Below are 26,219 nucleotides of genomic sequence, written 5' to 3'. Positions count from 1 at the left end.
GTTACATTCATCTTTTAGAATAAAATCATTGCTCATCTTTTGGAAGAGGGCAATTTAAATTGCCTTAGTACACTTTTTTGTACTTATGGATAAATAAAGTTCCCTACCATTTTGTGTGAACGTTCTTCATAGGCACCGATAAGATTCGCTGACAAAACATTAATGGTGCGAATGCACCTCTTTACGGTTGACTACGCCGCGGCGAATGAAGAACGCTGTGACCAAGCCAATTAGGGCCAGGATAATCATGTACACGAATACGTTGTATGCTCCTGCCAACATCGCGTTTGCCATCTCGACCTGTTTGGCAAGAGCCGAGAAGCCGTGCAGGTATTTATCCATACCGTCCATAAGGATACTGACAGCTACAGCAATTCCAATCGCTCCCGTAACCTGTGGCAATGTGTTTATGACTGCCGTACCGTGCGGGTACAAGTCTGGCGGCAATTGATTTAGCGCGTGCGTTTGAGCAGGCATTAAGATCAAGGCTGTCCCAATAGAGAGCCCTATATGCACAGCCACCATAAAGGCGATTGAAGAAGCAGGAGATAGCGTAGTGAAGAACCATAACATGACTGAAACGATCACGAATCCGGGGATAACGAGCCATTTTGGCCCATGTTTATCGAATAAGTGCCCTATGCGCGGGGAGAGGAGACCGAAAAGCGCACTACCCGGCAAAAGCATGAGTCCCGCAGTGAACGGAGACAATCCGGCGCCCGTCTGCAGAAACATCGGCAGGATAATCAGGGTCGTCATAAAAATCATCGGGCATAACGCTACCAGAATCAGCCCAACAACGTACATGGGATACTTGAACACGCTCAGATTCATCATCGGACTACTCATAACGTTCTGACGCAACACGAACAGCACCAGTGCAATGAGGCCGACAATGATTGAAGTGATCACAACCGGATTCCCCCAGCCTTCAGATCCTTCGCCTACCTGACTAAAGCCAAAAACAACTCCGCCGAATCCAATCGTTGACAACAACACAGACAGTAAATCAATCCGCTGCTTTTTGACATCAGTAACGTTCTCTAAATACTTCAACCCCATCAACAATCCTACGACTAAAAATGGAAGTGAGAACCAGAAAATATACTGCCATGTTAAATATCCAACTACCAGCCCCCCAAAGGTCGGTCCGAGCGCTGGGGCAAACATGGTAACAAGCCCGACTAATCCCATCGCTGCACCCCGTTTATTTTGCGGATAGATGACGAGAACTGTATTGAACAACAGGGGGATCAAGGTGCTCATGCCTACTGCCTGTAAAATTCGACTGAACATCAACATTTCAAAATTTAACGCCAACGCCGCGATCAATGTACCCACGATTAAACTGATGAGCGAAACTGTGAAGAGCTTTCTCGTAGAAAACATCTGCAACAACATTGCGCTTATTGGCGTTAAAATGCCTATCGTCAACATGTAGCCCGTCGTTAACCACTGTACCGTCGCAGCCGAGATTTGGAATACTTCCATCAAATTAGTCATTGCAATATTGATGGCAGTTTCGCTTAGATAGCCGAAAAAACCACATATAAGCAAAGCTGCCATAATCGCACTCGTATTGTATTTTTTCATCTCCAAAGATTTCAACCTTTATTCCTCCATCATATATAAAGTATAATTACCATATTGTTTCGCTCCGTAATCTTATTAAAGTATCTTACTTTAAACAAGTACGATCATTTTTAGAACATACTATAAAAAACAATACTAATGAGTTATTACACGCTTCTAAGAGCCTGTATATTTATTTTGGAGGGGAAAATATGTATCACAACAACAAGTATTCGTCTGATTGTGGACTAAATAAAGTACAAAAAATAGTTGCAGGGAAGTGGAAATTATCGATCTTATGGTATATTGCTGAGGAAACTAGAAGGTTTGGGGAGATAAATCGTGTTTTTCCGGATATTACGCAATCGATGCTAACGAAGCAGCTCAGAGAGTTAGAAAGTGACGGACTCCTACATCGTGAAATTTATAAAGAGGTTCCACCAAGAGTCGAATATTGTTTAACCCCTCTTGGTAAGGGATTTTTACCAATCCTTCAAACTATGTGCAAGTGGGGAGATTACAATTTAGAATAAGAATCGATAACTTTATATAAAAAAAGATTAAAGATTTTTTAACAAATAACCTAATCCCACTCATTTATCAATTTTAGCAGATTTTTTATTCACTCTTGTTCAACTAACCTGCCCGTTAGCTTAACTGAAAAACAGCCGACTATTTAGCCGGCTGTCTATTTGAGTATCATTCTGAATTCTGTGCCTGATTTAACTATTTCCGCTTTTGATCTAGCTAGTTTTACGGCAAAATGGCAAAAGATCGAACTGGAAAACCAGATGCTTTCTCCGCCTTCGGTACAATGTTAAAGATCACTGCGCCTTTAGCTGGCACTTGATCCAGGTTCGTTAACAACTCAACCTGATATGTATCCTGAGCAAGTACATAATATTCTGCGAGAAGTGCTCCATTCTTCTGATAATCCACGGCTGAATCCGTGTCAAAGGTTTCATGCCCAATAGCTTGTACTTTTCTCTCCTCAAATAAAAACATAAGCGCACTAACCGACCATCCAGGTGCATGACTGTTGCCCTCATCATCCTTGTTATCAAATGCTTCATGGTTAGGCCAGCGTTTGCTCCAATCTGTACGTAAGGCTACGAAGCTCCCAGCTTCAATGACGCCATGCTCTCTTTCGAATTCAAGAATATGCTCCACATCCAGTGTAAAATCCGGATTATTCTGCACTTCAGCGGACTGGTCAATGACCACAAGCGGTAGCACAAGCTCCTTTAAACCCAATTCATCGAGATACCGGGTATCACGTACGAAATGGATCGGCGCATCGAGATGCGTCCCGTACTGACCCGGGAACTTGAAGCTCTGGGCAAAGAAACCTTGATCGTGATCAAACAGGGTATCAAATTGTGCTGCTTCAAAAGCTGAGAAATGTGGAGATTCTGGTCCAAATGTATGGGTCAGATCCACCCACTTTTTTTCTTTCAATAATTGAATGGCTTGAATGAGTTCGTTGGACATCCTAATCACCTCATGCACAAAATGGAATAAATTTCTCCTATTATATCTTATTCCACTACAATTGGGGAGCAGTCCCTATATTGGTTCTTAGGGCTGTTAATTTTCAAATTTAAAAACTTCACTGACCGTAGTTGTCAGTGAAGTTTTTTTATAATACAAGAGTAATCCATTTAATCATGAATAACAAAAGGAGCGTGTATGATGCAAACGAGGAACGTATATCTTTATGTATTTGATACGATGTCAGACTGGGAGGTAGGTTATTTAACTGCTGAACTTAACTCGGGAAGGTATTTCAGGAAAGAGATCACGCCTTTGCAGGTCGTAACAGTAGGTGTAGATAAACATCCGGTAACTACCATGGGCGGATTGAACATCCTTCCCCAAATTTCTATTGATGAATGTACATTGAAAGGTGATGACGTCATTATTCTTCCAGGAGGAAACACCTGGATGGACACCATCCATGATCCCCTATTAAAAAAAGTTGCTACCTCTATAGAAGAGGGTACGGTTATTGCGGCGATTTGCGGTGCGACAGTTGCACTGGCAAAAATAGGGATACTGGATTCAAGACACCATACAAGCAATGATTTAGAATACCTGAAGATGATATGCCCAGATTATACTGGAGAAACATATTATGAAACGGAGCCAGCAGTAACCGATGGAAATGTAGTTACTGCATCTGGAATAGCTCCGTTAGAATTTACGATGCATGTGTTAAAGCTGTTGAATGTCTATACACCAGAAACATTACAGGCCTGGTTCAATCTGTATCAGACTCATGAGTCCACATACTTCTACCAGTTAATGAATTCTATTGCACCTGAATAACCAGTTTCCCGCGGGAATGATGGGTTTCACTCTTCTCGTGTGCTTCCCGTACTCCCTGTTGAGTTAGCGGGTACGTTCCATCAATAACCGATTTGAGTTTGCCTTCCGCAGCCAGTTCAGCCAGCTGATCCAGTTGATCCCCTTTGGGCTCCATCATGAAGACGTTGGCCGTTACTCCGGCTTCCTTGGCAAGCTTCTCATCCGGTTGTTCCACCAAGGATACCAGATGCCCGCCAGACTTTAACACCTTGAAGCTGTTACGCTGAATATCACCGCCCATGGTGTCCAGCACAACATCATAACCGGAGAGAATCTCCGAGAAATCTTCTTTTTTATAATTGATAAAATGATCCACACCCAACGAGCGAAGCAACGCTTCGTTTGATTCACTTGCCGTGGAAGCCACTTCAGCGCCGAGGGACTTGGCAATCTGAATGGCATACGTTCCCACACCACCTGCACCAGCATGAATGAGTACCTTCTGCCCTTTGCCTAAACGTCCGTGATCCACAAGTGCCTGCCAGGCGGTCATCGCAGCCAGGGGGATCGCTGCCGCTTCCTCGAAACTCAAGTTCTCCGGTATACGGGCAATAATGTCTGCATCAACAGCAACATATTCTGCATAGGTTCCGAATTGACGCGGACGCGCAAATACCCGATCACCTTCTCTGAACCGCGTGACATTTGAGCCTGCTTCAGCCACAATACCGGCAACATCGCCGCCCAGAATCAACGGAAAATTCTCCGCTGCTTCTTTCATATCACCTTGTCTGATTTTGAAGTCTACCGGATTCACCGACGTGGCATGCGTTCGGATTAACACCTGATTCACTCCACATGTTGGCTTGGCTACTTCCTTTTCTTTCAATTGTTCCGCTCCACCAAATTCCTCAATCACAATTGCTTTCATTAGAGATCCCAGCCTTTCCATTGGATTATCGTTATGCTCTCCTCCATCATTACCCTTTCCCAGCAATCACTTGACCTATTCATTCAAATTCACAACAATTTGGGATTCACAAGCCCGTTCAACAATCGTGATATAATATCGATTATCGATTACGTTAAATCTTAATCCAATAACTGAACAAGCGAGGTAACACGATGGAAGTAGAAGTAAGTACATTACATGCATTTTCGGACAAGGCTCATGGCGGAAACCCTGCAGGTGTTGTTTTAAAAGCAGTGCATTTGTCTGAGACCCAGATGCAGGAGATTGCCAGACAAGTCGGTTTTTCAGAGACTGCATTTGTTATGCCCTCGGATCAGGCTGATTTCAAAGTGCGTTATTTCACCCCAAGTGATGAAGTCGATCTATGTGGACATGCCACAATTGCTTTATTTTATCTAATGAAGACACAGCAGCTCGTTAATGTTGGTACATATACACTGGAGACATTGGCCGGAATTCTTAAAGTTGATATCGCAGTCAATGGAGAAGTCTATCTGTCTCAGACGTTGCCGGAGTTTGGGGAGATCGTGGATCGACAGCAGATTGCCGACTCGTTACGTATTTCTATGGAGGATTTGCATTCCGAGCTACCTGTACAGATTGTGTCTACCGGGCTACTCGATATCATGATAGGCGTTAAAGATGTTGATGTTCTGACCAAAATCGATCCTGACTTCCAGCGTATCACTGAAATAAGCAAGGCTCATCATGCCATAGGTTATCACGTGTTTACACTCGAATCAGATGTTAATGACGTTCTGGCAGAATGCCGTAATTTTGCACCGCTTTATGATATACCGGAAGAGAGCGCAACAGGCACATCCAATGGTGCAATGCTCTGTTATTTATACAAGTACAACCAACTCACAGATCCTCATCATCACACGTACACGATCAGACAAGGGTATACCATGAACCGCCCCTCTGAGATCCGAGCCAGATTAACTTTGGACAATTCCAATGAAATCACACAGATTCAGGTTGGAGGTAGCGCAGTTCATATCAAAAACATTAAAATACACCTCCCTTAATGGGAGGTGTTTTCCGTACTTAGGATATGTAAACTATCTTATGCGAAGCAGTAGCAGCCTGGCCTGTGGTCATCATTGAATTTGTTGTAAAAATCGTAGTACCGCTACCTCCAACTGGTTCAGTCCTGGCTGCTCTATAGGAAAATGGCCTGCCCCTTCCAAGATCACACATTCCTTGTCCACCACCAGACGATCAAAAAAAGATTGGCTGAACCTGATCGGTGTCATGGGGTCCAGTTCAGGGTGAACCAACAGGACCGGACACTGGTTGAACTGTTCCGGGCTTACCTCCGGTTTTTTATTAAGGAATGTTCTTAATAATTCCAACGGAATACGTGTAGCTGCCGCTTGTGGATCATCCATAATAAGCCGGGTTAAGTCCTTGTTATTAGTAATCAGTTGCATTCGGGATACCTGTTTGACCGAAATACGTACATGATCCAGCAGACCAGGGAACAGATCCATCATCCGTTTTCCCGCCCGACTCACCAGACGATTCGGCGCAAGCTGATCACGCATTTCCGGGTTACTCGTATCTACAAATGTAGTTGCGATTAAACCCTTAACGCGCTTGCTGCGTGCACTGGTGTGATAGGCAAGCATCCCTCCGATGCTACTTCCCAATACAACGATTGGCTTGCCATCTTTTTTGTGTTCCCGTTCGATGAGTGACACAAGTAGCTCTATCCAAAGTTCGTAGTTAATACGTGTACCAGACATTGCGTAACTTAACCCATACGGCGGAAGATCTGGCGATACCACCTCGTATCCATGTCGCTGCAACATGCGGGCATACGGAGCGAGCAACCTGCCATTGCCCCCCGCACCATGAATGAACAGAATCTTGATTGAAGACTCCGGCGCAGGCAAGCGATCGATATGCAGATGAACCCCATTTGACTCCCACCATTCTTCCTCAGGAGCTGTATGCTTTCCTAACCTCACTTCCTCCGGGAAAAAGGCCTGATACTGTTTCCAATAGGGATGTGTTGTCTGATATGAAGGCAAACTTTTTTTCATACGGTACATTCTCCTCTTTTCGTATACAAAAAAAGCCGTACAGTGTACGACTTTTCGTTAAGAATACGTCTATGACCATACTTCTTTTTATAACACCTTCCGTATATCTGTCAATCGGGAAACTGTACATTGCCCGGTACGATATATGCACCGCCTGACCCATCATTAGGCAGAGCCGGGATCGTGTCATTTAATACCTGACCGCGAATATCGGTAATACGAACGTTTAGTTTTTCTTTGCCCAGTCCGGTTCCGAGGAAATGATTATAGTCTTGCTTTTCAAGATTGAGCCACGTACCATCCTTCTGTTTCACTTCGAACTTCAGCACCGGATATTTGTGATTACGAACCTGAATGGCTGCCCACCACTGACTGCTGCCTTCCTTGATCCGATAGGAGACGTTGCCTTGAATTGGGGCTTTGACCACTTTCCAACTGATATTGATTTTGCCTGCCTTTGGGTCACCGATCAGGTTAAAGGCATTCGGTGAGAGATCCAGCGCTCCGCTGGCGCCCTCTGGATAGAGGTCTGTTACATAGACGGTTGTTTTGCCTTTAGGACCCTGCACCTCGAGATAGGCTCCCGCTAAAGCGGCTTTGACACCGTTATAATTGAGTTGGAACGGATTAAGTGCAGTAATCTTCATGTCCGCCGGGATGGGATCAAGCAACACCGCACCTCCCGAGTAACCTGAGCCCGTATACGTCGCGTAACCCTGATATGTATCATTCCATGCAGCAGATGCAGGTAGAGCAAATAATACGAGACTGAGCAACATCCCTGTACCGGCCCATTTTAACCGTTGAAATCTACTTTTCTTGTTCATGAGCTATTCCTCCTCGTCATTCTACCTTCTGTTACACTGAAACATAAGTTGAACAAAAGAATATTTACACTTGCCACTCCGATGACAGAATAACCTTCCGATCACTGTTATCCCCAGATTTTTTGATTCAATTTTGCAAAGGTGAAAAATCTGTTGATAAAGGTGAAGTACATGCTTACGAAGTAGCTTTCTTCCAGAAAGCTTTTAGCTCCGCTTCTTCAGGTCTCTTCTGTCCTCTACGTTCTCGTGTAAAATATCTATTCAACTGCTAGATTCGAATATAACATTATTTTACATAATAACTGTTTATTTTCAATCCCTATCTACCAAATCACATCTATAGTCCTGCCCGTGGACTTGAACATTCATGACCACGCACAAGATATGGATACATACCATAATTTGGTGAAATTGATATAATAACAAGCCTGTATTGAATGGGTTCCCAGTAATAAAAAAACGCCACACCCCGGAGTAATTTCGCTCTCCGAATGGTGTGACGCCTATTAAACACTACGGTCAGAATACCCGGTCTGTCCAAGGACAGTCAGCATTTGACTCAACCCGTTTCCCTTCGTTTCATCCGCTTCCTTAGTCGCTCATACGATGCGTAAATCCGCGGAGATTCTTTTGTCAGGATTGGCCCCAGCACAGCCAGAATTAACACATACAACACGGCAAACGATTGGATGGATGCCATCAGCCCTCCGGCCTTGCCGATGTTCGCCATGATAATGGAGAATTCGCCCCGGGAGACCAGGGTAAAGCCCACATTCAACGAGGCCTTAGGGCTCATTCCAGCCAATCTGCCAGCAATCATGCCTGCACCATAGTTACTGGCAATCGTCAGAATAACGGCAATAATCGTCATCCCAATAGCTCCGCCAAGTGAAGCCGGCTCGATGGTCAGGCCAAAGCTGAAGAAGAAAATTGCACCAAAAAAATCTTTGAAAGGCATGATCTGATGTTCAATCCGACTTACATGTCTTGATTCGCCCAGCACAAGCCCCATCATCAACGCTCCAATAGCTTCCGCTACATGCAGTGTCTCCGAGAAACCAGCCACCAGGAAGAGCAGTGTCATGACGGTAAGCAGAAACAACTCTGATGACTTGATATTCAGTGCCTTATCAATATATTTGATGCTTTTCCTGCCAATAATCAGGAACAGCACAATAAACAGCAGGGCAGACAGTGATACCAGCAGAACACTTAAGAATGAAGTTGCCCCGCTGAGCACAAGCCCAGTCAGGATGGAGATATGAATCGCGATGAACAAGTCATCGAACATGATCATGCCCATGATAATCTCTGTTTCAGGGTTTGCCGTTCGTTTCAGATCAACCAGCACTTTAGCCACAATGGCTGTAGAAGAGCTGGTCATGATCCCGCAGACAACAAGTGTCTCCTGAAGGGGCAGATCCATGAACAACCCCAACAGCAATCCAGAGACAAAATTCAGGCCTACATAGAACATGCCTCCGGTCAGAATGGCTTTACCAGACTTTAATAAACGGGAGACCGAGAACTCCAGACCCAGATAAAATAGCAAAAACAAAATACCAAGCCTGCCCATAAATTCAATAAAGGTCGAACTTTCGATAAAACGTAAATCCACTATGCCGATCTGTGGTGCATGTGGTCCAACAGCCATACCAATCAGGATATAGAAAGGAATGACCGAAAATCGTAATCGTGAAGATATCAGCCCAGTAAGTGTAATCAGCGCAACGGCAATTCCCACTTCGAATATGAGCATATCCATAGGCTAAGTCCGTCCATCAGTCAACAATTGTTTGAGATGTTTGATCTGATTTCGTTCGCCAGCAACTACAATTGTAGCTCCAGTGGTAAAAGCATAATCCGGACCTGGATTAAAATGCTTCTCCTTATCCTTGGTCACAACAGCGAGAATAACGGCGCCCGTAGCCTGACGGATATCTAGTTCACCAATCGTCATGCCTACACTTGCTGCGTGAGGCTCAATTCGTAGCCATTCGATTAACAGCCCTTCAAGCATCACTTCACGCTCATCCTGAAACTTCGGTTTATAGGTCATACCACCAACGATAGCGGCTACCGCCCGGGCTTCATCATCGTCCAGGGTGACAAGGGATACCATATCACCCACCTCTTCAGGCGTATCCCCTGACTCCATATGGAACAGGTCACGTCGCTCGTCGTTATGAATCACAATGACCAAGTGCTCACCACTACGGGTATGCAGCCAGTATTTACGTCCAATCCCTGGTAAGTCTGTCTCTTTAAAGTGCATGATCTGCACCCCCTAGGGCCGGCTCGTTCAAGGTTTCGCTCCTCAGCTCAATCCCCGTAATGCGGATTCTCATGGAACCTGATGGTGTATGAACAGACCTAACTTCCCCTTTACTGCCAAGCAGTAATTGACTCCCTACTGGAGAGAGGAAGGAAATACGACCCTCATCAGGATTGGTATCTTCTGGCATAACAATCATGAACGAATCTGACGTATGAAAATCGATATATTCAAAATCAATATGACTACCGATCAATACAGCCGAATCGAGATCTTCATCAGGGCCCAGGAGCAGTTTTTCCACATACTCCGTATATGCCGACAATTGTTTTTCTAATTGTATCCGCTCTGGATCGCGCACGTCGAAATAGGCGTCGAGAAATGTTCTTTTCTCTTCACCGAATGTAAATAGCTGGCTCACCAGCTTCTCTCTGCAATTATGGCGGGAAGTCCTATGGTTCATAATAGATTTCACCCCCTATACAAGCCTTGTTCTCCATGTTGATTGGCATGTTTCTCTTCATCATCTTGTTTTCCTCCTTTTTATTATAAAAAGACCCCGGGATACGAGACCTTCTTACCATCTTACCAAAACTAATATTTTAATCCAGTATATTCGTCTAACTTGCTTTTTTATTATCATTTGTGGTCATATCTTCCATTTAATAACTTAATTCTTCACATCATATGGTAGATCCATAGAACATTTTAATTACGGCATAAAAAACATTTTATGGATTTTCATCTCGTATTTTTATTTGCTTTACTGTATATTTAACTACAAACTTTTATGCAATTTATACAAATAAGCATCTACAGACTTTAACACAATAAAGGAGTGCATCGAAAAAGTGTCCACGATAACAAAAGAAACTACAGAGTCCGTTCAAGTTACTGCCGCAGATTATGTTCATTCCGTTTACGAGTCGGTTGTCGCCAGAAATCCGCATGAAGATGAGTTCCATCAGGCTGTCAAAGAAATTCTGGATTCCCTTATTCCTGTTATTGAAGCACACCCCAAGTATAGGAACCATAGTCTGCTGGAACAGCTTGTTGAACCTGAACGTGTAATCACATTCCGTGTCCCATGGGTAGATGATCAGGGCAAAGTTCAGGTTAACCGTGGATTCCGGGTGCAATTTAACAGTGCCATTGGCCCTTACAAAGGCGGACTTCGCTTCCATCCTTCTGTATACTCGGGCATCATCAAGTTCCTTGGCTTCGAACAGATCTTCAAAAATGCTTTGACCGGTCTGCCCATTGGCGGTGGTAAAGGCGGTTCTGACTTCGATCCCAAAGGAAAATCGGATCTGGAAGTCATGCGTTTCACGCAAAGCTTCATGACTGAGCTTTACAAATATATCGGTTCCGATACGGATGTACCGGCAGGTGACATTGGTGTAGGCGCAAGGGAAATCGGTTACATGTTCGGCCAATACAAACGTATTCACGGCGGGCATGAAGCAGGCGTTTTGACAGGTAAAGGACTGCTGTATGGAGGAAGCTTGGCACGTAAGGAAGCGACTGGCTTCGGCTGTGTGTACTTTGTGAAGGAGATGCTGCAATCCAAAGGTCTCAGCTTCCAAGACAGCACAGTCGTTGTCTCTGGCTCTGGTAATGTGTCCATCTATGCCATTCAGAAGGCACAGGAGCTTGGAGCTACAGTCGTGGCGTGTAGTGACTCAGGCGGCTACATACACGATCCACAAGGCATCAACCTGGATACCGTGAAACGTCTGAAAGAGGTTGATCGTCTTCGCATCAGCGAATACATCAAAGAACATCCGCATGCTACATATACCGAAGGCTGTGAAGGCATCTGGTCTATCCCTTGTGATATTGCTCTTCCATGTGCAACGCAAAACGAGATCGATGAAGAAGCTGCGGCCCTGCTGGTTAAAGGTGGCGTGAAGGCCATTGGCGAAGGCGCGAATATGCCTTCCACCCTGGCTGCCATTGACGTCTTCCACGGCGCAGGCGTGCTGTTTGGTCCAGCCAAAGCGGCTAATGCCGGAGGTGTAGCCGTGTCTGCTCTTGAAATGTCACAGAACAGCATGCGGTTGTCCTGGTCATTTGAAGAAGTAGACGCCAAGCTGCATGACATCATGAAGAACATCTACACCAGTTGTGTAGAAGCTGCTGAAGAGTATGGCTGTGAAGGTAACCTCGTAGCCGGAGCGAATATCGCCGGTTTCCTCAAAGTAGCCGATTCCATGATTGCTCAAGGTGTGGTTTAATTCATCTCTCACTAATCTATACGGAATGAATAAGGGCAGTTCCCCGTAAATTCGGAGAACTGCCCTTATTGGTATTGTTACATAATTATATTGAAATGCTATTGCTCTGACATATCATACGTTTTTATTTTACAGTGATCAAAGCTTCACCATGTTCGATGTTACCTTGTTGTTTAGCCTGAATGTCTGTGTAAATAGCTGTATTCGATACGATCACAGAGGTCATTATATCCAGCCCTGCGGCTGTAATGCCCTCCAGATCGAACTCCACCAGCTTGTCTCCTTTGCGAACAGTATCGCCATCAGAGACATATGAAGTAAAATGCTTGCCTTTGAGAGTCACGGTATTGATACCCACATGAATCAAAATCTCCACGCCATCCTCAGACAACAGTCCAATGGCATGTTTCGTCTTGAAAATCGTAACCACTACACCATCGAACGGGGCATATGCCACACCCTTTGTCGGAATGATCGCCGCTCCTTGACCCATGGCTCCACTAGAGAACGCCTCATCCCCGACCTCTGTCAACGGAATCAGTTGGCCCGTCAGCGGGCTGGACACGATCTTCTCTACATACACTTCCGTAGTTGCCTGAACTGGAGTCGTGGCAGAAACATCACCAGCAGATTCTTTGTCATCCGATGATATACGGTTTGGTTGCACCTGTTCTGCTTTTTCCAGCTTCATTGAAGCAGAAGACGTGGCTGCATTTTTGTAACCGAACATGTACGTCAGAATAAAGCCCAATACAAAGGCGATCAGGACAGAAAGAATGAAACCAATGAATCCGGTATCAATTCCATTAGGATTAATGAACAACGGAATACCGAACACCCCTGCACCAAAGCCATACGCAGTAGAACCCATGAAACCAGCGACAGATCCTGCGATACCACCTGCAATGGAAGCCATAATAAACGCTTTTTTTGCCGGTAATGTTACACCGTAAATGGCGGGTTCCGTTACACCCATGAGGCCTGAAATTGTCGCAGACATCGCAATCGGCTTCAACTTCTTATCCCGGGTTTTGATCGCAATTGCAAATGCTGCCCCGGTTTGGGCAAACGTAGTAGCATACAACATACCATTGATTGGATCGAATCCGTTTGTTACCAAATTATTTAGCAGGATGGGAATAAATGCCCAGTGTAACCCAAAAATAATAATGGTTTGCCAGAGGCCAGCCAGAAGCAATCCGGCAACAATAGGGCTTAGCCCGTAAGTCCACATTGCTCCTTTGGCCAAATAGTCACTGATTAGCGTTGCTACCGGCCCCACTGCCATAAAAACAACCGGGGTAATTACTGTCAGTGTAACCAGCGGTACGGCAAACATTCTAATGGGAGAAGGAGATATTTTTGTAACCCATCTCTCGAAATTTGATGCCAGATAAGAAGCAATAATAATTGGAATAACCGATTGTGTATAGTTGATTAAAATGACCGGAATGCCCAGAAAGGACATACCTGTCCCTGCCGTAGCGGCAGCGGTCATCGTTGGATATACGAGTGCAGCACCAATGGTTGCAGAGATAAATGGATTACCTCCAAACTTTTTCCCTGCAGAGAACCCAAGCAGAATCGGGAAGAAGTAGAACAGTGCATCTGCGGTTGCAAACAATATCTTGTATGTGCTCATGTCTTCCGTAAGCCATTTCAACGTACTGAACAGGGCTAGCAACCCTTTGAGAATACCCGCTGCCGCGAGCACACCGATTACCGGCATAAATACGCCAGATATCACGTCAACAAAGCGATTGAACAGACCATGCTTATCTCCTTGCCCCTTTTGTTCTGAAGTGGCTGACATCGGTTCTTTTCCCATTATTCCTATCAGGGACTCATAGACTTTGGGAACTTCATTGCCGATGACCACCTGGAACTGGCCACCACTCTCCACAACAGTGAGTACTCCGTCAATCTTCTTGATCTCTTCCTTGTTGGGTGCCTTCATATCTTTCAGGTTGAATCGGAGACGAGTTACACAATGAATGACGTTATTGATATTATCATTGCCACCGACGGCGCTGAGAATTTCCTTTGCTGTTTGGTCGTGATTCATGTCATATACTCCTTTACATGGATGCCGTAATATCTTGCAATAATTTCTTAATCAGACAAATTAGTGTTTATATAACGTTGTTAAATGATTTATATTTGAATGTCGTTCTTGATTGGTGTAGCCCATGCTGCTACAATCGCCGCACTGATGCCCCCTGTCAATTTGCCCACAATCATGGCAGTTACCATAGATTTGTCCATTCCTGCTACGAAACCCAGATGACCCCCAAGCACAAAGGAGCCGCTGACTGCAAAAGCAATACTAATAACTTTTCCCCTTGGATTCATATTTTTGACCATTCGAAAGGTCGGAATATTGTGAGCCAGTGAAGCAACGAGTCCGGCGGTTGTTGGCGCATCCAGATTCAGCAAACGGCCCGCTCGCTCAAGCGGGGTTTGGCAGACTTTATTGATTACCGCAACCATGGGAAAAGCACCCGCCAGCACAATCGCAATTGTACCTACCGTTGTAATGCCTTCCGAGAGCGGTGCCATATTGGGAATTAGTGCCCAACCTGTAAGGGTTTTTACAGCTATAGCCACCAGTCCAATCAGGGACAACAAGGTGATACCGCTTCCAAATATTTTAAACAACCTCACGGTCTGATTCGTAAAATAGCGCAAGCCGATCATAATAATTACAGATAACAGAATCGGTATCATCAGATTTCGGTATATCACTGTAAAATTGATGCCCGCTACCAGACCGCCGACTAAACAACCAACGGGAATGGTACTGATGCCGATCAGTACCCCTTTGGCAAAGTACGGATGATCCTTCCGATCCAGAATGCCCAGTGCAACAGGGATGGTAAACACGATAGTTGGCCCAAACATGGTACCCAGGAACACCCAGGAGAACAGGCCAGCCTGTTCACTCTGGGCCATCTGTCCAGCCAGAGCGTACCCTCCCATATCTACCGCGAGGATGGTATTGGCGAACGATGCCGGATCGGCACCGATCGCTTCATATAATGGAGATATCAGCGGCATAAGCATATTCGCTAGGAATGGTGCAAGTGATACAATTCCCACCATCACCAGGGCGAGTGTGCCCATCGCCATAATGCCCTCCGTGAATGCTGCTCCAAGGCCCAACCTGTTCCCGAAAGCCTTGTCCAGAGCGCCAAGCACCAGGAAAAATGCAATAAGGATCATGACAACATCATTAATGGGCATGATTACTCCTGTACATACCGCTTCACGTTGTGATGGGTTGCGCTTTCATACGTATCGAATACCAAGCGAAGCGTTTTAACATTATCCGAACCGCTGGTCTGGAATTCCGCACCTGTATTCAAACATTCAATAAAGTGGGATTGCAGTTTTCGATGACTGTCCTCGTAGTTTAACTCTGTACGTTCAGCATATACCGTCTCCACACCAGCATTATCAATGATGGACAACCTTCCGTCTTTATATAGCTTAATGGAAGCCTTATCCCCTTCAATGATGAGTTGCTCCTTATGATCCGGAAGCACCTGGCTCGGCAAAGGTTCACTCAGTTCACGACGGGTCGCCCAGCTCATATCCATGAGACCGACATAATCCCTGTATCCCAGCATGACCATACCGCTGTCTTCCCCCAACGTATATTTACTAATCTTTCTGGTCTCGGCATATAGACGTTCAGGCTCACCAAACAAGAACCGCCAGGTGTCAAACCAATGCACACCCATCTCATAGAACAGCAATTGTGGCATGTCTCTAAAAAAAGGCTGTGGCACCTTCTCTTCCGGTGCGAATCTCGGAGAATAATAATCCGTATGAATATACCGAATCGTATTCAATTGTCCCACAGTACTTTCCTCAAGCAGTTGCTTGATCAACTGAAAAGGTTCTAACCAGCGCCAATTCTCCGTCACCATCAGACGCACACCTGCCTCTTCCGCAATACGCACCATCTCTTCAGCTTCCTCAATAGAACGGGCAAACGGCTTCTGGCACATAATATGCTTCCCCGCTGCTGCAGCCATTTTCACCAGCTCCAGATGAGTTTCCGGTGGCGTGATGATATCGATTACATCGAGATTCGCATTATCTAGCATCACTGTCACATCCGAATAACGAAATGTTGCCGGGATGTTAAATTGTTCTGCTTTTTCATTCAATGTATCTTCGTGCCTGTCGCAAATTCCTGTTATCTCGGCATCAGCAACGAATTGCCAAGCCTTAATGTGTTTTTCTGACCAGTACCCTGTTCCGACAATACCAATTTTCCACATACCTTCACCCCATCTATAATGTAAATCTCTATTTGTGCCAGCTTTGGCACCTCTCTCTGGTAACTCTTATTTACGTGTACCAATCATCACCACGTCATGTTCAAAAGCATGCATGGGAATCACACCATATTCGTTCTCGCGATAAGCTGCTGTCTTGGCAAATCGGCGCTGTACGAGATCAATGGTCGTAAAATCGTATTCTTCAACCGGGAAGTCCAGACGTACCTTGGTATTTACCGGAACATACAGCACGAGCGTGTCCTCCGTGCCTGCCGCACGAATCTCCTTCGTTTTGTTTAATACGATATCCATCGGCTTCACACCCACCAACTTGTACTGCTCAAAGAGATACTTGATAAAGGAATAATCCCACGCACCTTCGAACCTTAGAGCTGATCTCCAATCATAAGGGCTATCAAAACCTTCACCCTCCACAATGCCAAAAGACTTGCCTTTCTTGTGCCAGCTCCAGATGCCATGTGCCCCATAAGTGACACCGGCCCCACCTCCGGCAAGCAAACTCTGCCATGCAGCCTTGCGAGCATCGAATGCAGAGTAGCGCCCATAGACGTTGCGGCTATAACTAATCTGTTCATAACAAGGCTCACCGTTGATCACTGGACGTACAGGCGACTGATGATAGAAGTGATCTGCAATCTCATGCGCATAGGCTTGGAATTCCGAGTTATGCCCAGACTGATACATGTAAAAGTCCAGCCCTTCATGGTTTGCAAACACTTCAGGAATCTCTCGTAGTCTGCCTTGGATGTGTAGCGTCGTCAGACTGGATGGGCTGATGCGTTTTACAGTCTCCAGCGCTATCTGATAGTAGGCATTCGCCTCTTCGGAAGGAAAATCGGTATCCCCACTGACCAGATACATCGGATTAAACTCCGAGAATCGATTTACCGCATAGGTCACATAAGGCTCAACAGCTTCAAGTGGCATCTTGCCATCCTTCTGAAACATGGTGGCCCAGGTATCGGGTACATAGTTGCACCAAAGGAGCACAAGTGCGGGTGTGAATCCACGTTCTGTTGCCATACGAACCATGTCTTGTGCACGGTCAAAATAAGCTTCATTAAGTGAAAAATAGTCCGTCGAGCCATCTCCTTGCTGGTTAAAAGGTTCGATATTCAGATCAGAACCACTTGCATCCCATTGGCGCAAAATATTGATCTGTACAACGTTGAATCCCTGCATACTGCGATAATCGAGGTATTCTTCCCATTCTTCCAATGAAGCATTGGTAAATGCACTCCAAACCGTATCCGCCAAATAAAAGAACGGATTGCCTTCTTTCTCAAACGTCCTGCGGTGAGTCGTAACCTCAACAGACATCATTTCACCTATCCTTCTAACTAAATTAATTAATATTATTTTAGTTAAATTAATATAAAAAGTCATTCAAAAGGGATTATAAATGCGTTTTCAATTTGAATGTTAGCACCGTAAACATAAACAGTCAATTACAATTTTAGTTTACAACCCAAATATTTTAGTTAAGTTTAGTTTAGTAATCAGCTAAACTAAACGCTTCATTCATGGTATACTGAACCAATGTACACTATTTAGGAGGTTCCCTATTGAAGATTGATGATATTGCAAGGCTTGCTGGAGTTTCCAAAGCAGCGGTCTCTCTGGCATTTAACAATAAACCTGGTGTCAGCGAACAGACACGTGAACATATACTTAACATCGCACAAGTACATGGCTACAAACCGAGAACCGTAAAAATAGGAAAAGAAGTACCGAAAACAAATGCTATTATTCGTTTTGTTGCCTGCAAAAATTCCGACATCGTCACAGAGCATTATGATTCACTCCCGTTCTTCAATGAGTTGATCCACCACATTACGGAACAGGTCAAGCAACATGGCAGTACACTTGTCATCTCGTCCATTGACGTACAGGATTTGCAGCAAGAACTGCAAACGTTGGAAAAGGAACAACCGTCCGCCGGCCTGTTATTGCTCGGGATCAACCTGACTGCGCCTATGATTGAAACCATTCAATCCATTCATGACAATGTTGTCATTCTGGACACGTCCTATGAACATGTGAATGCGAATTTCGTGTCCATTAATAATACATTGGGCGGATATCAGGCAGGTCAACATCTGGTCAAGCTGGGGCACAGTCGCATCGGATATGTGAAATCCGGTACACGAATCCCAAACTTCATCAAACGGGAAGATGGATTTCGCACAGCGCTGGCCGAACATCATCTGACCGTTGCTGAGGCACTAACCTTCCATCTGCAGCCCATGCTGGTGATGGCTCAGGAACATTTACAGCAATCGATCCGGCATCTAGAGGAACGACCTACTGCTATTTTCTGCGAGAACGATTATATGGCGATCAGCACGATCAAATCATTGCAAAATATCGGCATCCGGGTGCCCGAAGATATTTCGGTAATGGGTTTTGACAACATTTTCGAAGCCAATGTAATCAGCCCTGAATTAACCACCGTACATGTCAAAAAAGATATGATGGCCAAAACGGCCGTCAATCTGATTATGACTAACCTGGGGAACAATGAGAAAAACGGTACTCACATCTATGTAAATACAGAAATTGTGGAACGCAGATCCTGTGTACCTGTCGCCACGCCCGCTGTTGAATAATTGTTAACAATACAATTGATCGCATTCCGGTGGGATGGTAAAGTGGTACTGACGTAATTCCATCTATTTGTACTATTATAAGGAAGTGTTTACATTGTCTAACCAACCATATGCCAGCACTGCGAGTCCGCATCTGAGCGCAGACTGTGAGCAATGTTTTGGGCTGTGCTGTGTTGCCTTGCCCTACGGCAAGTCATCTGACTTTGCTTTTGATAAAGCCAGCGGCACACCCTGTCCCAATCTGCGCACGGACAATCGCTGCGGTATCCATACCCAGCTTCGGCAGAAAGGGTTCAAAGGTTGCACGGTATACGACTGTTTCGGAGCTGGACAGAAGCTGTCCCAAGTGACCTACGCGGGCAAAGATTGGCGTGATCATCCAGAGTCTGCAAAGGAGATGTTTGATTGTCTGCCTGCCTTGCGACAACTTCACGAGTTGCTCAGTTATATGAAGGAAATGATGATGAGACCAGAGACGTCATCCCTTCACTCGGCATTTGGTGAGTTATATGAGGAGATTGAGCGCTTGAGCAATCTGGAGCCTGCGGCCCTCCTCCGTCTGGACATCGCCGATTATCGGTCCAGTGTGAATCAACTCTTGGTCCAGGCAAGTGAAATGGTACGCGCGCATGTGCCATCTATCTCTCAAGGACAAGGGAAGTCGAAGAAGAGCAAAAAACGTACCGGAAGTGACTTTTTTGGTGCCAACTTAAAAGGGGCTGACCTGCGGGGCGCAAGCTTCCGAGGGGCTTTAATGATCGCAGCCAACCTCCAACATGCAGATATACGAAATGCCGATTGGATTGGCGCGGACTTGCGGGATACGGATCTGGGCGGTGCAGACCTGCGAGGTGGCATCTTCCTCACGCAATCGCAGATTAATGCAGCGAAAGGTAATGTGAATACCAAGTTGCCGAATCATCTCAACATTCCCTCACACTGGGTGTAGGGTGCCATTTCCGCAAGAGCACGAGCAAAAATACAGGCAGGAATGTACCTGCTAATTCATATGAATGTATGAATCGTATACCGCAATAGTAAAAAAACAGCTCGTCCTAAACATCCAAGGACGAGCTGTTTGTTGTACAAATCACTGGAACGAATCAGAATTATAACAAGTCGCGGCGAAGATCTTCAGCCGATTTCGGAGACAAGTGACCGAGTGGAATATCAAATACCGTTTTCGCTCCCTTATGTCCTTCCACGCTCAAGCGTTGTGCGGCTCTTGCATAAGCCACAAGTACGCTTGCTGTAAATTCAGGATTGCTGTCGAGTTTCAGACCAAATTCAATAATTTGCTTTTGACCGGCACCTGTAACTCCACTGCGAATTACAAATCCACCATGCGGCATGCCTTCATGCTCGGATTTCAATTCTTCTTCGGTAATGAACGTTACCGTTGTATCGTAATCTGCAAAGTAGTTAGGCATCGACACAATCGTCTCACGGATCTCATCCTGATTAGCACCATCTTCTGCTACCACATAACATTGACGCAGATGTTTCTCGCGTGTAGACAGCTCTGGTGTTTCCCCTGCACGAATGCGGTTGATCACCTCTTCAACAGGAACCGTATACTGCACACCCGCTTTAACGCCTGGAACACGACGAATCGCATCCGAGTGACCTTGACTCACACCTTTACCCCAGAACGTGTACTCTTTTCCTTCTGGCAGGATGGACTGTGCAAGCAGACGGTTCATGGAGAACAAGCCTGGGTCCCAACCTGTGGAAATGACACTTACGTGACCGCCTTGCTCTGCCGCAGCATTCACATCTTTGTAGAATTCAGGAATCTTCGCATGTGTATCGAAGCTATCTACCGTATTGAACAATTTGGCGATGGCTGGTGTCTGCTCTGGAAGGTCGGTTGCAGAACCACCACAGAGGATCATAACATCAATCTTGCCTATGTATTGCTCCGCTGCAGAGATATGCTCAAAACGTACTTCTGTACCTTCAGCGACCATCTGCTCCGGATTACGACGTGTAAACACAGCAATCAGTTCCAGATCCTCGTTCTGGGAAATGGCTTTCTCTACACCTTTACCCAAGTTACCGTAACCAACAATACCCACTCTAATCATGTTCAATCCTCTCCTGTCTTCTTCTATAGTTGTCTATTACTCTATTCTAATGATATAACATACCATGTAACCTGTCAGGTTTCCAGTTCGAAATAAAAATACCTTGCAGCGGTGCAGCAATAATGCGGCTCCGTATGCAAGGTATTATGGCGTTCATTCGTTATTTTAGGAAGAAAAAAAGCAGGAAAGAAAAGTAGCCCTTATCTTCTGCTTATGATTCTGTCCAGGTCAACGTCAGTTCAATGACGCCTTCCTGTCCCGCCAATGTTCCTCCAATCAAGGACCAGACATCCTGCGTCTCCGGATCGGTTCCCTGAATGATAATATTTTTGTCATCAATTGTCTGACCCGCATCCGTCAACTTTTTGGCGTTGAAGTAATCTTTATACAACTCAGATACGGTTTTCATATCTTGTTCAGTTGAGAAAATCACCATGGCCGATTGCTTGCCTTCATTCTCACCAGAATTGGCTAAACGAATCGTTGCATCTTCCGGCAATGGGAAATCACTTGGCAAGTTCTCCGGCAACTCATTGGTTCCAGTAGCCGCTTCCTCACCACGATCTGAATCGGAGTCTGCTGGTGCAGTAGTACCCTCCGTTTCGGTCACTTCACTTGTTGTTGCTTCGCTTTCACCTTCATTAGTCTCTTGTTCACCAGTTTCGGAGGAAACTTCAGTGTCCACCTTCTCAGTATCACTCGGTTCGTCTGCTGCGCTGCTGCAAGCACTTAAGGCCACTACCATAGCCAGTGCCGCACAAGCCAATAAAAGCTTCCTCCTCTTCACCATCCGTTACCACTCCTTCTTCTTCATTTCATGTGCTAATCACGTTCAAACGGCTGGATCACAGGCACCGCATGAACGTTATTCTTAACCCATATCACAGATACAGATAATACACTTAAAGACAATAGACAACTGGCTACGAGAATGGAGAGGAACCGGGTAATCACTCTAAACTTTTTCATCCATCCCTCCTCCTCATCCTGTTCATCATGTGTTTGTGGGATCATCTTACTCATAAGTCACTGGACGTTGTCACTAATTTCATAATTTCGGCGGCAACAATATCCGGCTGACTTCTGTGGATACCGTGTTTCGCGTGTGGAACCGTCAGCTGTGTTCCGTATCTTGACCATGAAGCAAAAACCGCTTGATCGGCCTGCCATGCCTGACTGTCCTCATCCGACTCTTCCGAACCGGCTGTGAGAATCGTCAGGGGGAAGCCAAACTTCGTTTTGTTCTCAAGCACACACGCTGCATTTGTTCTGGAATTCCGAACCTCTTCCATGACATTGTCATTGTACGCATGTCTCAGCGTGGATATCGTGACGGCTTTTTTCATCGGTTCCGTTACCAGATTTGGGTCAATGACCAGAGATGCCATCATGCGATCCGATTGCAGCAATGTTCGTGCAATGCCTGTTTTCACCAGAAAACGGGACCAATCCATCATCCATTCTGGTGTATTCAGGTCTGTACGACTGTAATACTCCGGGCTTCCGCCATCGATCATGACCATGCCAGCCACCTCATCAGGATACCTTTGCGCAAACCGCAGTGTCTCCAACGCACCCAGGGAGTGACCGACCATGATGTAAGGTGGACGTTGACCGGATGTTCGCAGCAATTGGTGGATCTCTTCCGAGATGGTATCGACATCACGAGGTTCATCCGTATAGTCGCTGTATCCGTACCCGAACCGATCATATACCGCAATTTTTACCTGTGATTTCAACTTGTCATATAGCGGACTGAAATCCACATACGGATTAGGTGTACCCCAGCCTGAGGCAAACACCACGGTTACCTCTCCTTTGCCAGCGGTGTAGAGGTGCATGTTGCGACCACTCACTTCATAATACTTGCCTGGCGGGGGATAGGACTTCATATCCTGCGTGGATTGATACGTTTCATACGCTGTACCTGCCAGCAGCAAAAGTCCTGTGGCAAGCATGATGCCTCCCAGCACTTTTAACCCTCTCCGTAACCCCTTCTTCATCTTCTCTACCCCTTACCCCAAAGGTTCATCTATATATGTATGCTTCAATCGTACCCAAGAAATAGCGGGATTGAAACAATCCCGAGTCCAGTTCTTTCCCCAACCAAAGTCCAGTGTTCCTCCCCTACCTGTGAATGCAAAAAAACTGCAAATCTCCCATTCAGGAAACTTGCAGTTCATCTATACTTGTATTCTAAAACTCTTACCTCAATCTATATCACGATGATCCTTACCTATAATTGCAAAGTAAGACCCACGGGGCAATGATCACTGCCCATCACGTGGCAGTCGATATGCGCATCTGCCACCTTAGGTGCCAATTGATTGGATACTAGAAAATAATCAATGCGCCAGCCCACATTCCGTTCTCTGACTTTCGGCATATAAGACCACCAGCTGTACACATCCGTACGATCCGGGTAAAGATGGCGGAAGCTGTCCACATAACCAGAAGCAAGCAACTCGGTCATCTTGCCACGCTCTTCAAGGGTAAATCCCGAGTTGCCCAGATTGGGCTTCGGATTCTTCAGATCAATCTCCTGATGAGCCACATTCAGGTCACCACAGACGATAACCGGCTTAGTCTGCTCCAATTGCAGAATGTACCCCCGGAATCGATCCTCCCATTCCAGACGGTAAGGCAGCCGGGTCAGATCCCGCTTTGCGTTAGGGGTATAGACGTTCACCAGATAAAACTCATCATACTCCAGTGTAATCATCCGTCCTTCCGGCTCGCTGTCCTCCTCCATCCCGTAACGAACGGATAAAGGCTTGATTCGGCTAAATACAGCCGTACCGGAATAACCTTTTTTGATCGCATAATTCCAATATTGATAAACATCTTCCCCCAGGTCCATCTCAATCTGTCCGGCTTGTAATTTGGTCTCCTGAAGGCAGAAAATATCCGCCTGACTCTCCTGATAATAATCCATGAATCCTTTGGTCACACATGCCCTTAAGCCATTCACATTCCAGGACACCAGCTTCATATCCTCATCTCCTCACATCTCTCCAATATAGCATGGGCCCATTCCGGGGGACAAGCCTTGCGGCTCTGGAATGAGATGGAGTCATTGGAATCCTTAGGGGGCTAGCTTGCCTATATTTCGCTTCGTAACTTGGAGAACACCGCAAGGTCAATATATCTGCCTTTCTCAAACTCATGCTGCCGCAGTACACCTTCCTGTTGAAAACCAAGCTTGTGTAACAGGCGAATTGACGCCTCGTTCTCCGGTTCAACCTTTGCTTCAATCTTGTTGAGCTGCATGCTTGTGAATCCAAAATGTAACACAGCACGGGCCACTTCAGTCATCACACCGCTGCCCCAGAAAGAGGAACGCAAGTCGTATCCGATCTCTGCACGGTTATGTACATCTTCATAGTTCAGGAACCCACAGGTTCCGATCACTTTACGAGTTTCACGGTCTTCAATCATCCAGCGTAAACCCGTGTGTTCCTTGAAAATCTTCGTATACCAGTTCATCTCACCCTGTGCATCCTCCACGGATTCAAAGGGAGTGAATGGCATATATTGCACCACAGCTTCATCCGAATATAACTCCACCAGATCATGGCTGTCCTCAGCCTCTGCCGACCGGAGGATGAATCGTTCTGTCTGAATTAACGGAAATAGATCAAACCTAAATTGCTCACTCATGCTTGGTCTCCTTTGCCAACATTTATTGTAGAAGTCCATTTTACTACACTTGCCTTCATCAAGCTTTTACTATTAATATGTTCTATTAAGGCATTACTGTATAAAAGGGTACATAGGAAAGGACGTGCTATTATCACACATTCATATGACGTTATTATCGTTGGAGCCGGCTCCATGGGTATGAGTGCTGGGTATTATCTATCGCGCAGTGGATGCAAAACTTTATTAATTGATGCCTTTGATCCTCCGCATACGGAAGGAAGTCATCATGGGGATACCAGACTGATGCGCCATGTGTACAGTGGAGGGCCTGACTATATTGCCATGGCATTACTTGCACAGAAGTTATGGCACGAGCTGGAGGAAACGACCGGAGACCAACTGTTTGTTCCTTCCGGTGTACTAAATGTGGTTGATCCGGAGATTCATTCCTTCCGCAACCGATTGAGCCATGCAGATGATGCAGGTATTCGGTATGAAACGTTGCACGCAGCCGAGGTAATGAAACGCTGGCCAGGTATTACAGTACCTGAACATTACGAGGGCATGTATGAACCTGATGCGGGTTATTTGTATAGTGAACCCTGTATTCGTGCCTACCGCAAGGCAGCCGAGACTCATGGTGCCACCTTGTTAACTCACACTCGGGTAGAGCATATCGAATACGGACCACATTCCGTCGCAGTTCAAACTTCAGGTGGTGAGACCTACCATGCCAACCAAATCATCCTGAGCGCTGGTGCCTGGTTTCAGACGTTAAAACCTTTCGTGGATCTCCCGATCCAGGCAGTGCGTAAAACGGTTGGATGGTTTGATGCACCAGAAGCTTTGTACGGGGAGGCACACTTCCCCGGTTTTACACTGGCAGGAAAAGAAGGTACATATTATGGATTTCCAAGCATTGGCGGATCAGGTCTGAAGATGGGTCGTCATGATACGGGTCAGGTGTGGACACCAGGAAGTACAATGGCTCCATTTGGTACGGAAGAAACGGACGAGGGGGATCTGCGCAGGCTGCTCGAACTTCATATGCCTCAGGCAGCTGGAGAATTGAAACGTGGTAGTGTGTGCAAGTATGAATTCACTTCGGATGAAGATTTTATTATCGACCGACACCCTGCCCATGAACGTGTGTGGCTCGCAGGCGGTTTCTCCGGTCACGGCTTCAAGTTTGCAAGTGCCATTGGGCAGATTCTATCCGACTTGGTGCAAACAGGGCACACGGATCAGGATATTAGCAGGTTCACCCTATCCCGTTTTCGTTAAGTACCAGCTGGGTGGATGAATATATGTATGTCTAAAATAGCTACT

25 protein-coding genes are annotated in these 26,219 nt (G+C 45.7%); 7 read left to right on the top strand and 18 right to left on the bottom strand.

Annotated features, from left to right (window positions below; translation table 11 throughout):
* Positions 1-159: 159 nt before the first annotated feature.
* Positions 160-1,593 (bottom strand): DHA2 family efflux MFS transporter permease subunit, encoded by a 1,434-nt coding sequence (locus tag MHI14_RS07815; protein WP_341131684.1) that lies wholly within the window; start codon positions 1,591-1,593, stop codon positions 160-162.
* Between the two features lie 191 nt (positions 1,594-1,784).
* Here MHI14_RS07815 and MHI14_RS07810 point away from each other — a divergent pair, with 191 nt between their 5' ends.
* Positions 1,785-2,105: a winged helix-turn-helix transcriptional regulator gene (locus tag MHI14_RS07810; protein ID WP_091028020.1), complete on the top strand. Its 321-nt coding sequence runs from the start codon at positions 1,785-1,787 to the stop codon at positions 2,103-2,105.
* A gap of 220 nt (positions 2,106-2,325) precedes the next feature.
* On the opposite strand, the gene MHI14_RS07805 is transcribed toward MHI14_RS07810, so the two are convergent.
* Positions 2,326-3,063 (bottom strand): cyclase family protein, encoded by a 738-nt coding sequence (locus MHI14_RS07805; protein WP_341130123.1) that lies wholly within the window; start codon positions 3,061-3,063, stop codon positions 2,326-2,328.
* A gap of 201 nt (positions 3,064-3,264) precedes the next feature.
* Here MHI14_RS07805 and MHI14_RS07800 point away from each other — a divergent pair, with 201 nt between their 5' ends.
* Complete coding sequence (locus MHI14_RS07800) at positions 3,265-3,900, top strand: type 1 glutamine amidotransferase family protein (protein WP_341130122.1); 636 nt, start codon at positions 3,265-3,267, stop codon at positions 3,898-3,900.
* Here MHI14_RS07800 and MHI14_RS07795 read toward each other — a convergent pair.
* A complete protein-coding gene (locus MHI14_RS07795; protein ID WP_249912016.1) occupies positions 3,884-4,810 on the bottom strand; it encodes an NADP-dependent oxidoreductase in 927 nt (308 codons plus the stop codon). The two genes, MHI14_RS07800 and MHI14_RS07795, sit on opposite strands and share 17 nt — an antisense overlap.
* A gap of 194 nt (positions 4,811-5,004) precedes the next feature.
* Here MHI14_RS07795 and MHI14_RS07790 point away from each other — a divergent pair, with 194 nt between their 5' ends.
* A complete protein-coding gene (locus tag MHI14_RS07790; RefSeq protein ID WP_341130121.1) occupies positions 5,005-5,883 on the top strand; it encodes a PhzF family phenazine biosynthesis protein in 879 nt (292 codons plus the stop codon).
* Positions 5,884-5,955: 72 nt separating this feature from the next.
* Here MHI14_RS07790 and MHI14_RS07785 read toward each other — a convergent pair whose 3' ends face one another.
* From MHI14_RS07785 to MHI14_RS07765, 5 genes are all read right to left on the bottom strand, one after another.
* Positions 5,956-6,903 (bottom strand): alpha/beta hydrolase, encoded by a 948-nt coding sequence (locus MHI14_RS07785; protein WP_341130120.1) that lies wholly within the window; start codon positions 6,901-6,903, stop codon positions 5,956-5,958.
* Between the two features lie 110 nt (positions 6,904-7,013).
* Entirely contained in the window at positions 7,014-7,730 is a 717-nt protein-coding gene (locus MHI14_RS07780) for an expansin EXLX1 family cellulose-binding protein (protein ID WP_017687038.1), read from the bottom strand.
* Between the two features lie 559 nt (positions 7,731-8,289).
* Complete coding sequence (locus tag MHI14_RS07775; protein ID WP_341130119.1) at positions 8,290-9,495, bottom strand: cation:proton antiporter; 1,206 nt, start codon at positions 9,493-9,495, stop codon at positions 8,290-8,292.
* Between the two features lie 3 nt (positions 9,496-9,498).
* Positions 9,499-10,005: a cation:proton antiporter regulatory subunit gene (locus MHI14_RS07770; protein ID WP_341130118.1), complete on the bottom strand. Its 507-nt coding sequence runs from the start codon at positions 10,003-10,005 to the stop codon at positions 9,499-9,501.
* Positions 9,995-10,468, bottom strand: coding sequence for a GreA/GreB family elongation factor (locus MHI14_RS07765; protein WP_091028010.1), 474 nt, complete (start codon positions 10,466-10,468; stop codon positions 9,995-9,997). Before MHI14_RS07765 ends, MHI14_RS07770 begins: the two co-directional genes overlap by 11 nt.
* Before the next feature lie 388 nt (positions 10,469-10,856).
* Between MHI14_RS07765 and gdhA the strand changes: the two genes are divergently transcribed.
* Entirely contained in the window at positions 10,857-12,242 is a 1,386-nt protein-coding gene (gdhA, locus tag MHI14_RS07760; protein ID WP_176872533.1) for an NADP-specific glutamate dehydrogenase, read from the top strand.
* A 124-nt stretch (positions 12,243-12,366) separates the two neighbouring features.
* Here gdhA and MHI14_RS07755 read toward each other — a convergent pair whose 3' ends face one another.
* The 4 genes from MHI14_RS07755 to MHI14_RS07740 form a co-directional block, all read right to left on the bottom strand.
* Entirely contained in the window at positions 12,367-14,307 is a 1,941-nt protein-coding gene (locus MHI14_RS07755; RefSeq protein ID WP_341130117.1) for a beta-glucoside-specific PTS transporter subunit IIABC, read from the bottom strand.
* An 89-nt stretch (positions 14,308-14,396) separates the two neighbouring features.
* Positions 14,397-15,485 (bottom strand): ethanolamine utilization protein EutH, encoded by a 1,089-nt coding sequence (eutH, locus tag MHI14_RS07750; protein ID WP_249912010.1) that lies wholly within the window; start codon positions 15,483-15,485, stop codon positions 14,397-14,399.
* 2 nt (positions 15,486-15,487) lie between these two features.
* A complete protein-coding gene (locus tag MHI14_RS07745; RefSeq protein WP_249912009.1) occupies positions 15,488-16,531 on the bottom strand; it encodes a Gfo/Idh/MocA family protein in 1,044 nt (347 codons plus the stop codon).
* Between the two features lie 66 nt (positions 16,532-16,597).
* Positions 16,598-17,872: an apiosidase-like domain-containing protein gene (locus MHI14_RS07740; RefSeq protein ID WP_133385756.1), complete on the bottom strand. Its 1,275-nt coding sequence runs from the start codon at positions 17,870-17,872 to the stop codon at positions 16,598-16,600.
* Positions 17,873-18,117: 245 nt separating this feature from the next.
* Between MHI14_RS07740 and MHI14_RS07735 the strand changes: the two genes are divergently transcribed.
* Both MHI14_RS07735 and MHI14_RS07730 read left to right on the top strand, forming a co-directional pair.
* Positions 18,118-19,161 (top strand): LacI family DNA-binding transcriptional regulator, encoded by a 1,044-nt coding sequence (locus MHI14_RS07735; RefSeq protein WP_341130116.1) that lies wholly within the window; start codon positions 18,118-18,120, stop codon positions 19,159-19,161.
* A 94-nt stretch (positions 19,162-19,255) separates the two neighbouring features.
* Positions 19,256-20,110: a pentapeptide repeat-containing protein gene (locus MHI14_RS07730; protein ID WP_289390047.1), complete on the top strand. Its 855-nt coding sequence runs from the start codon at positions 19,256-19,258 to the stop codon at positions 20,108-20,110.
* Between the two features lie 160 nt (positions 20,111-20,270).
* Here the strand turns inward: MHI14_RS07730 and MHI14_RS07725 are convergent, their stop codons facing one another.
* From MHI14_RS07725 to MHI14_RS07700, 6 genes are all read right to left on the bottom strand, one after another.
* Positions 20,271-21,248, bottom strand: coding sequence for a diaminopimelate dehydrogenase (locus MHI14_RS07725; protein ID WP_434060076.1), 978 nt, complete (start codon positions 21,246-21,248; stop codon positions 20,271-20,273).
* 211 nt (positions 21,249-21,459) lie between these two features.
* Positions 21,460-22,038 (bottom strand): hypothetical protein, encoded by a 579-nt coding sequence (locus MHI14_RS07720; RefSeq protein ID WP_341130115.1) that lies wholly within the window; start codon positions 22,036-22,038, stop codon positions 21,460-21,462.
* Positions 22,039-22,070: 32 nt separating this feature from the next.
* Positions 22,071-22,217: a hypothetical protein gene (locus MHI14_RS07715; protein ID WP_221824551.1), complete on the bottom strand. Its 147-nt coding sequence runs from the start codon at positions 22,215-22,217 to the stop codon at positions 22,071-22,073.
* Between the two features lie 50 nt (positions 22,218-22,267).
* Positions 22,268-23,251: an alpha/beta hydrolase gene (locus MHI14_RS07710; protein WP_249912004.1), complete on the bottom strand. Its 984-nt coding sequence runs from the start codon at positions 23,249-23,251 to the stop codon at positions 22,268-22,270.
* Between the two features lie 233 nt (positions 23,252-23,484).
* Complete coding sequence (locus tag MHI14_RS07705) at positions 23,485-24,240, bottom strand: exodeoxyribonuclease III (RefSeq protein ID WP_249912003.1); 756 nt, start codon at positions 24,238-24,240, stop codon at positions 23,485-23,487.
* 110 nt (positions 24,241-24,350) lie between these two features.
* A complete protein-coding gene (locus MHI14_RS07700) occupies positions 24,351-24,908 on the bottom strand; it encodes a GNAT family N-acetyltransferase (RefSeq protein ID WP_249912002.1) in 558 nt (185 codons plus the stop codon).
* Between the two features lie 132 nt (positions 24,909-25,040).
* On the opposite strand from MHI14_RS07700, the gene solA reads away from it, so the two are divergent.
* Positions 25,041-26,174, top strand: a complete 1,134-nt coding sequence (gene solA / locus MHI14_RS07695) for an N-methyl-L-tryptophan oxidase (protein WP_341131683.1) — start codon at positions 25,041-25,043, stop codon at positions 26,172-26,174.
* Positions 26,175-26,219 lie beyond the last annotated feature (45 nt).

It is taken from the genome of Paenibacillus sp. FSL K6-2393 (genome assembly GCF_038002545.1).
In the GTDB taxonomy this organism is placed as follows: domain Bacteria; phylum Bacillota; class Bacilli; order Paenibacillales; family Paenibacillaceae; genus Paenibacillus.
The sequence above is the reverse complement of the archived record's forward strand: the minus strand, read 5'-3'. Positions and strand labels throughout refer to the sequence as shown.

What these genes read in the sequence shown, in the direction of transcription:
- MHI14_RS07755 (WP_341130117.1), bottom strand. Translation starts at nt 14,307, where the DNA reads ATGAATCACGACCAAACAGCAAAGGAAATTCTCAGCGCCGTCGGTGGC.
- MHI14_RS07775 (WP_341130119.1), bottom strand. Translation starts at nt 9,495, where the DNA reads ATGGATATGCTCATATTCGAAGTGGGAATTGCCGTTGCGCTGATTACA.
- MHI14_RS07765 (WP_091028010.1), bottom strand. Translation starts at nt 10,468, where the DNA reads ATGAACCATAGGACTTCCCGCCATAATTGCAGAGAGAAGCTGGTGAGC.
- MHI14_RS07810 (WP_091028020.1), top strand. Translation starts at nt 1,785, where the DNA reads ATGTATCACAACAACAAGTATTCGTCTGATTGTGGACTAAATAAAGTA.
- MHI14_RS07715 (WP_221824551.1), bottom strand. Translation starts at nt 22,217, where the DNA reads ATGAAAAAGTTTAGAGTGATTACCCGGTTCCTCTCCATTCTCGTAGCC.
- MHI14_RS07725 (WP_434060076.1), bottom strand. Translation starts at nt 21,248, where the DNA reads ATGATTAGAGTGGGTATTGTTGGTTACGGTAACTTGGGTAAAGGTGTA.
- MHI14_RS07785 (WP_341130120.1), bottom strand. Translation starts at nt 6,903, where the DNA reads ATGAAAAAAAGTTTGCCTTCATATCAGACAACACATCCCTATTGGAAA.
- MHI14_RS07740 (WP_133385756.1), bottom strand. Translation starts at nt 17,872, where the DNA reads ATGTCTGTTGAGGTTACGACTCACCGCAGGACGTTTGAGAAAGAAGGC.
- MHI14_RS07720 (WP_341130115.1), bottom strand. Translation starts at nt 22,038, where the DNA reads ATGGTGAAGAGGAGGAAGCTTTTATTGGCTTGTGCGGCACTGGCTATG.
- MHI14_RS07800 (WP_341130122.1), top strand. Translation starts at nt 3,265, where the DNA reads ATGCAAACGAGGAACGTATATCTTTATGTATTTGATACGATGTCAGAC.
- MHI14_RS07745 (WP_249912009.1), bottom strand. Translation starts at nt 16,531, where the DNA reads ATGTGGAAAATTGGTATTGTCGGAACAGGGTACTGGTCAGAAAAACAC.
- MHI14_RS07780 (WP_017687038.1), bottom strand. Translation starts at nt 7,730, where the DNA reads ATGAACAAGAAAAGTAGATTTCAACGGTTAAAATGGGCCGGTACAGGG.
- MHI14_RS07790 (WP_341130121.1), top strand. Translation starts at nt 5,005, where the DNA reads ATGGAAGTAGAAGTAAGTACATTACATGCATTTTCGGACAAGGCTCAT.
- MHI14_RS07805 (WP_341130123.1), bottom strand. Translation starts at nt 3,063, where the DNA reads ATGTCCAACGAACTCATTCAAGCCATTCAATTATTGAAAGAAAAAAAG.
- MHI14_RS07710 (WP_249912004.1), bottom strand. Translation starts at nt 23,251, where the DNA reads ATGAAGAAGGGGTTACGGAGAGGGTTAAAAGTGCTGGGAGGCATCATG.
- MHI14_RS07770 (WP_341130118.1), bottom strand. Translation starts at nt 10,005, where the DNA reads ATGCACTTTAAAGAGACAGACTTACCAGGGATTGGACGTAAATACTGG.
- eutH (WP_249912010.1), bottom strand. Translation starts at nt 15,485, where the DNA reads ATGCCCATTAATGATGTTGTCATGATCCTTATTGCATTTTTCCTGGTG.
- MHI14_RS07700 (WP_249912002.1), bottom strand. Translation starts at nt 24,908, where the DNA reads ATGAGTGAGCAATTTAGGTTTGATCTATTTCCGTTAATTCAGACAGAA.
- MHI14_RS07705 (WP_249912003.1), bottom strand. Translation starts at nt 24,240, where the DNA reads ATGAAGCTGGTGTCCTGGAATGTGAATGGCTTAAGGGCATGTGTGACC.
- MHI14_RS07795 (WP_249912016.1), bottom strand. Translation starts at nt 4,810, where the DNA reads ATGAAAGCAATTGTGATTGAGGAATTTGGTGGAGCGGAACAATTGAAA.
- MHI14_RS07815 (WP_341131684.1), bottom strand. Translation starts at nt 1,593, where the DNA reads ATGAAAAAATACAATACGAGTGCGATTATGGCAGCTTTGCTTATATGT.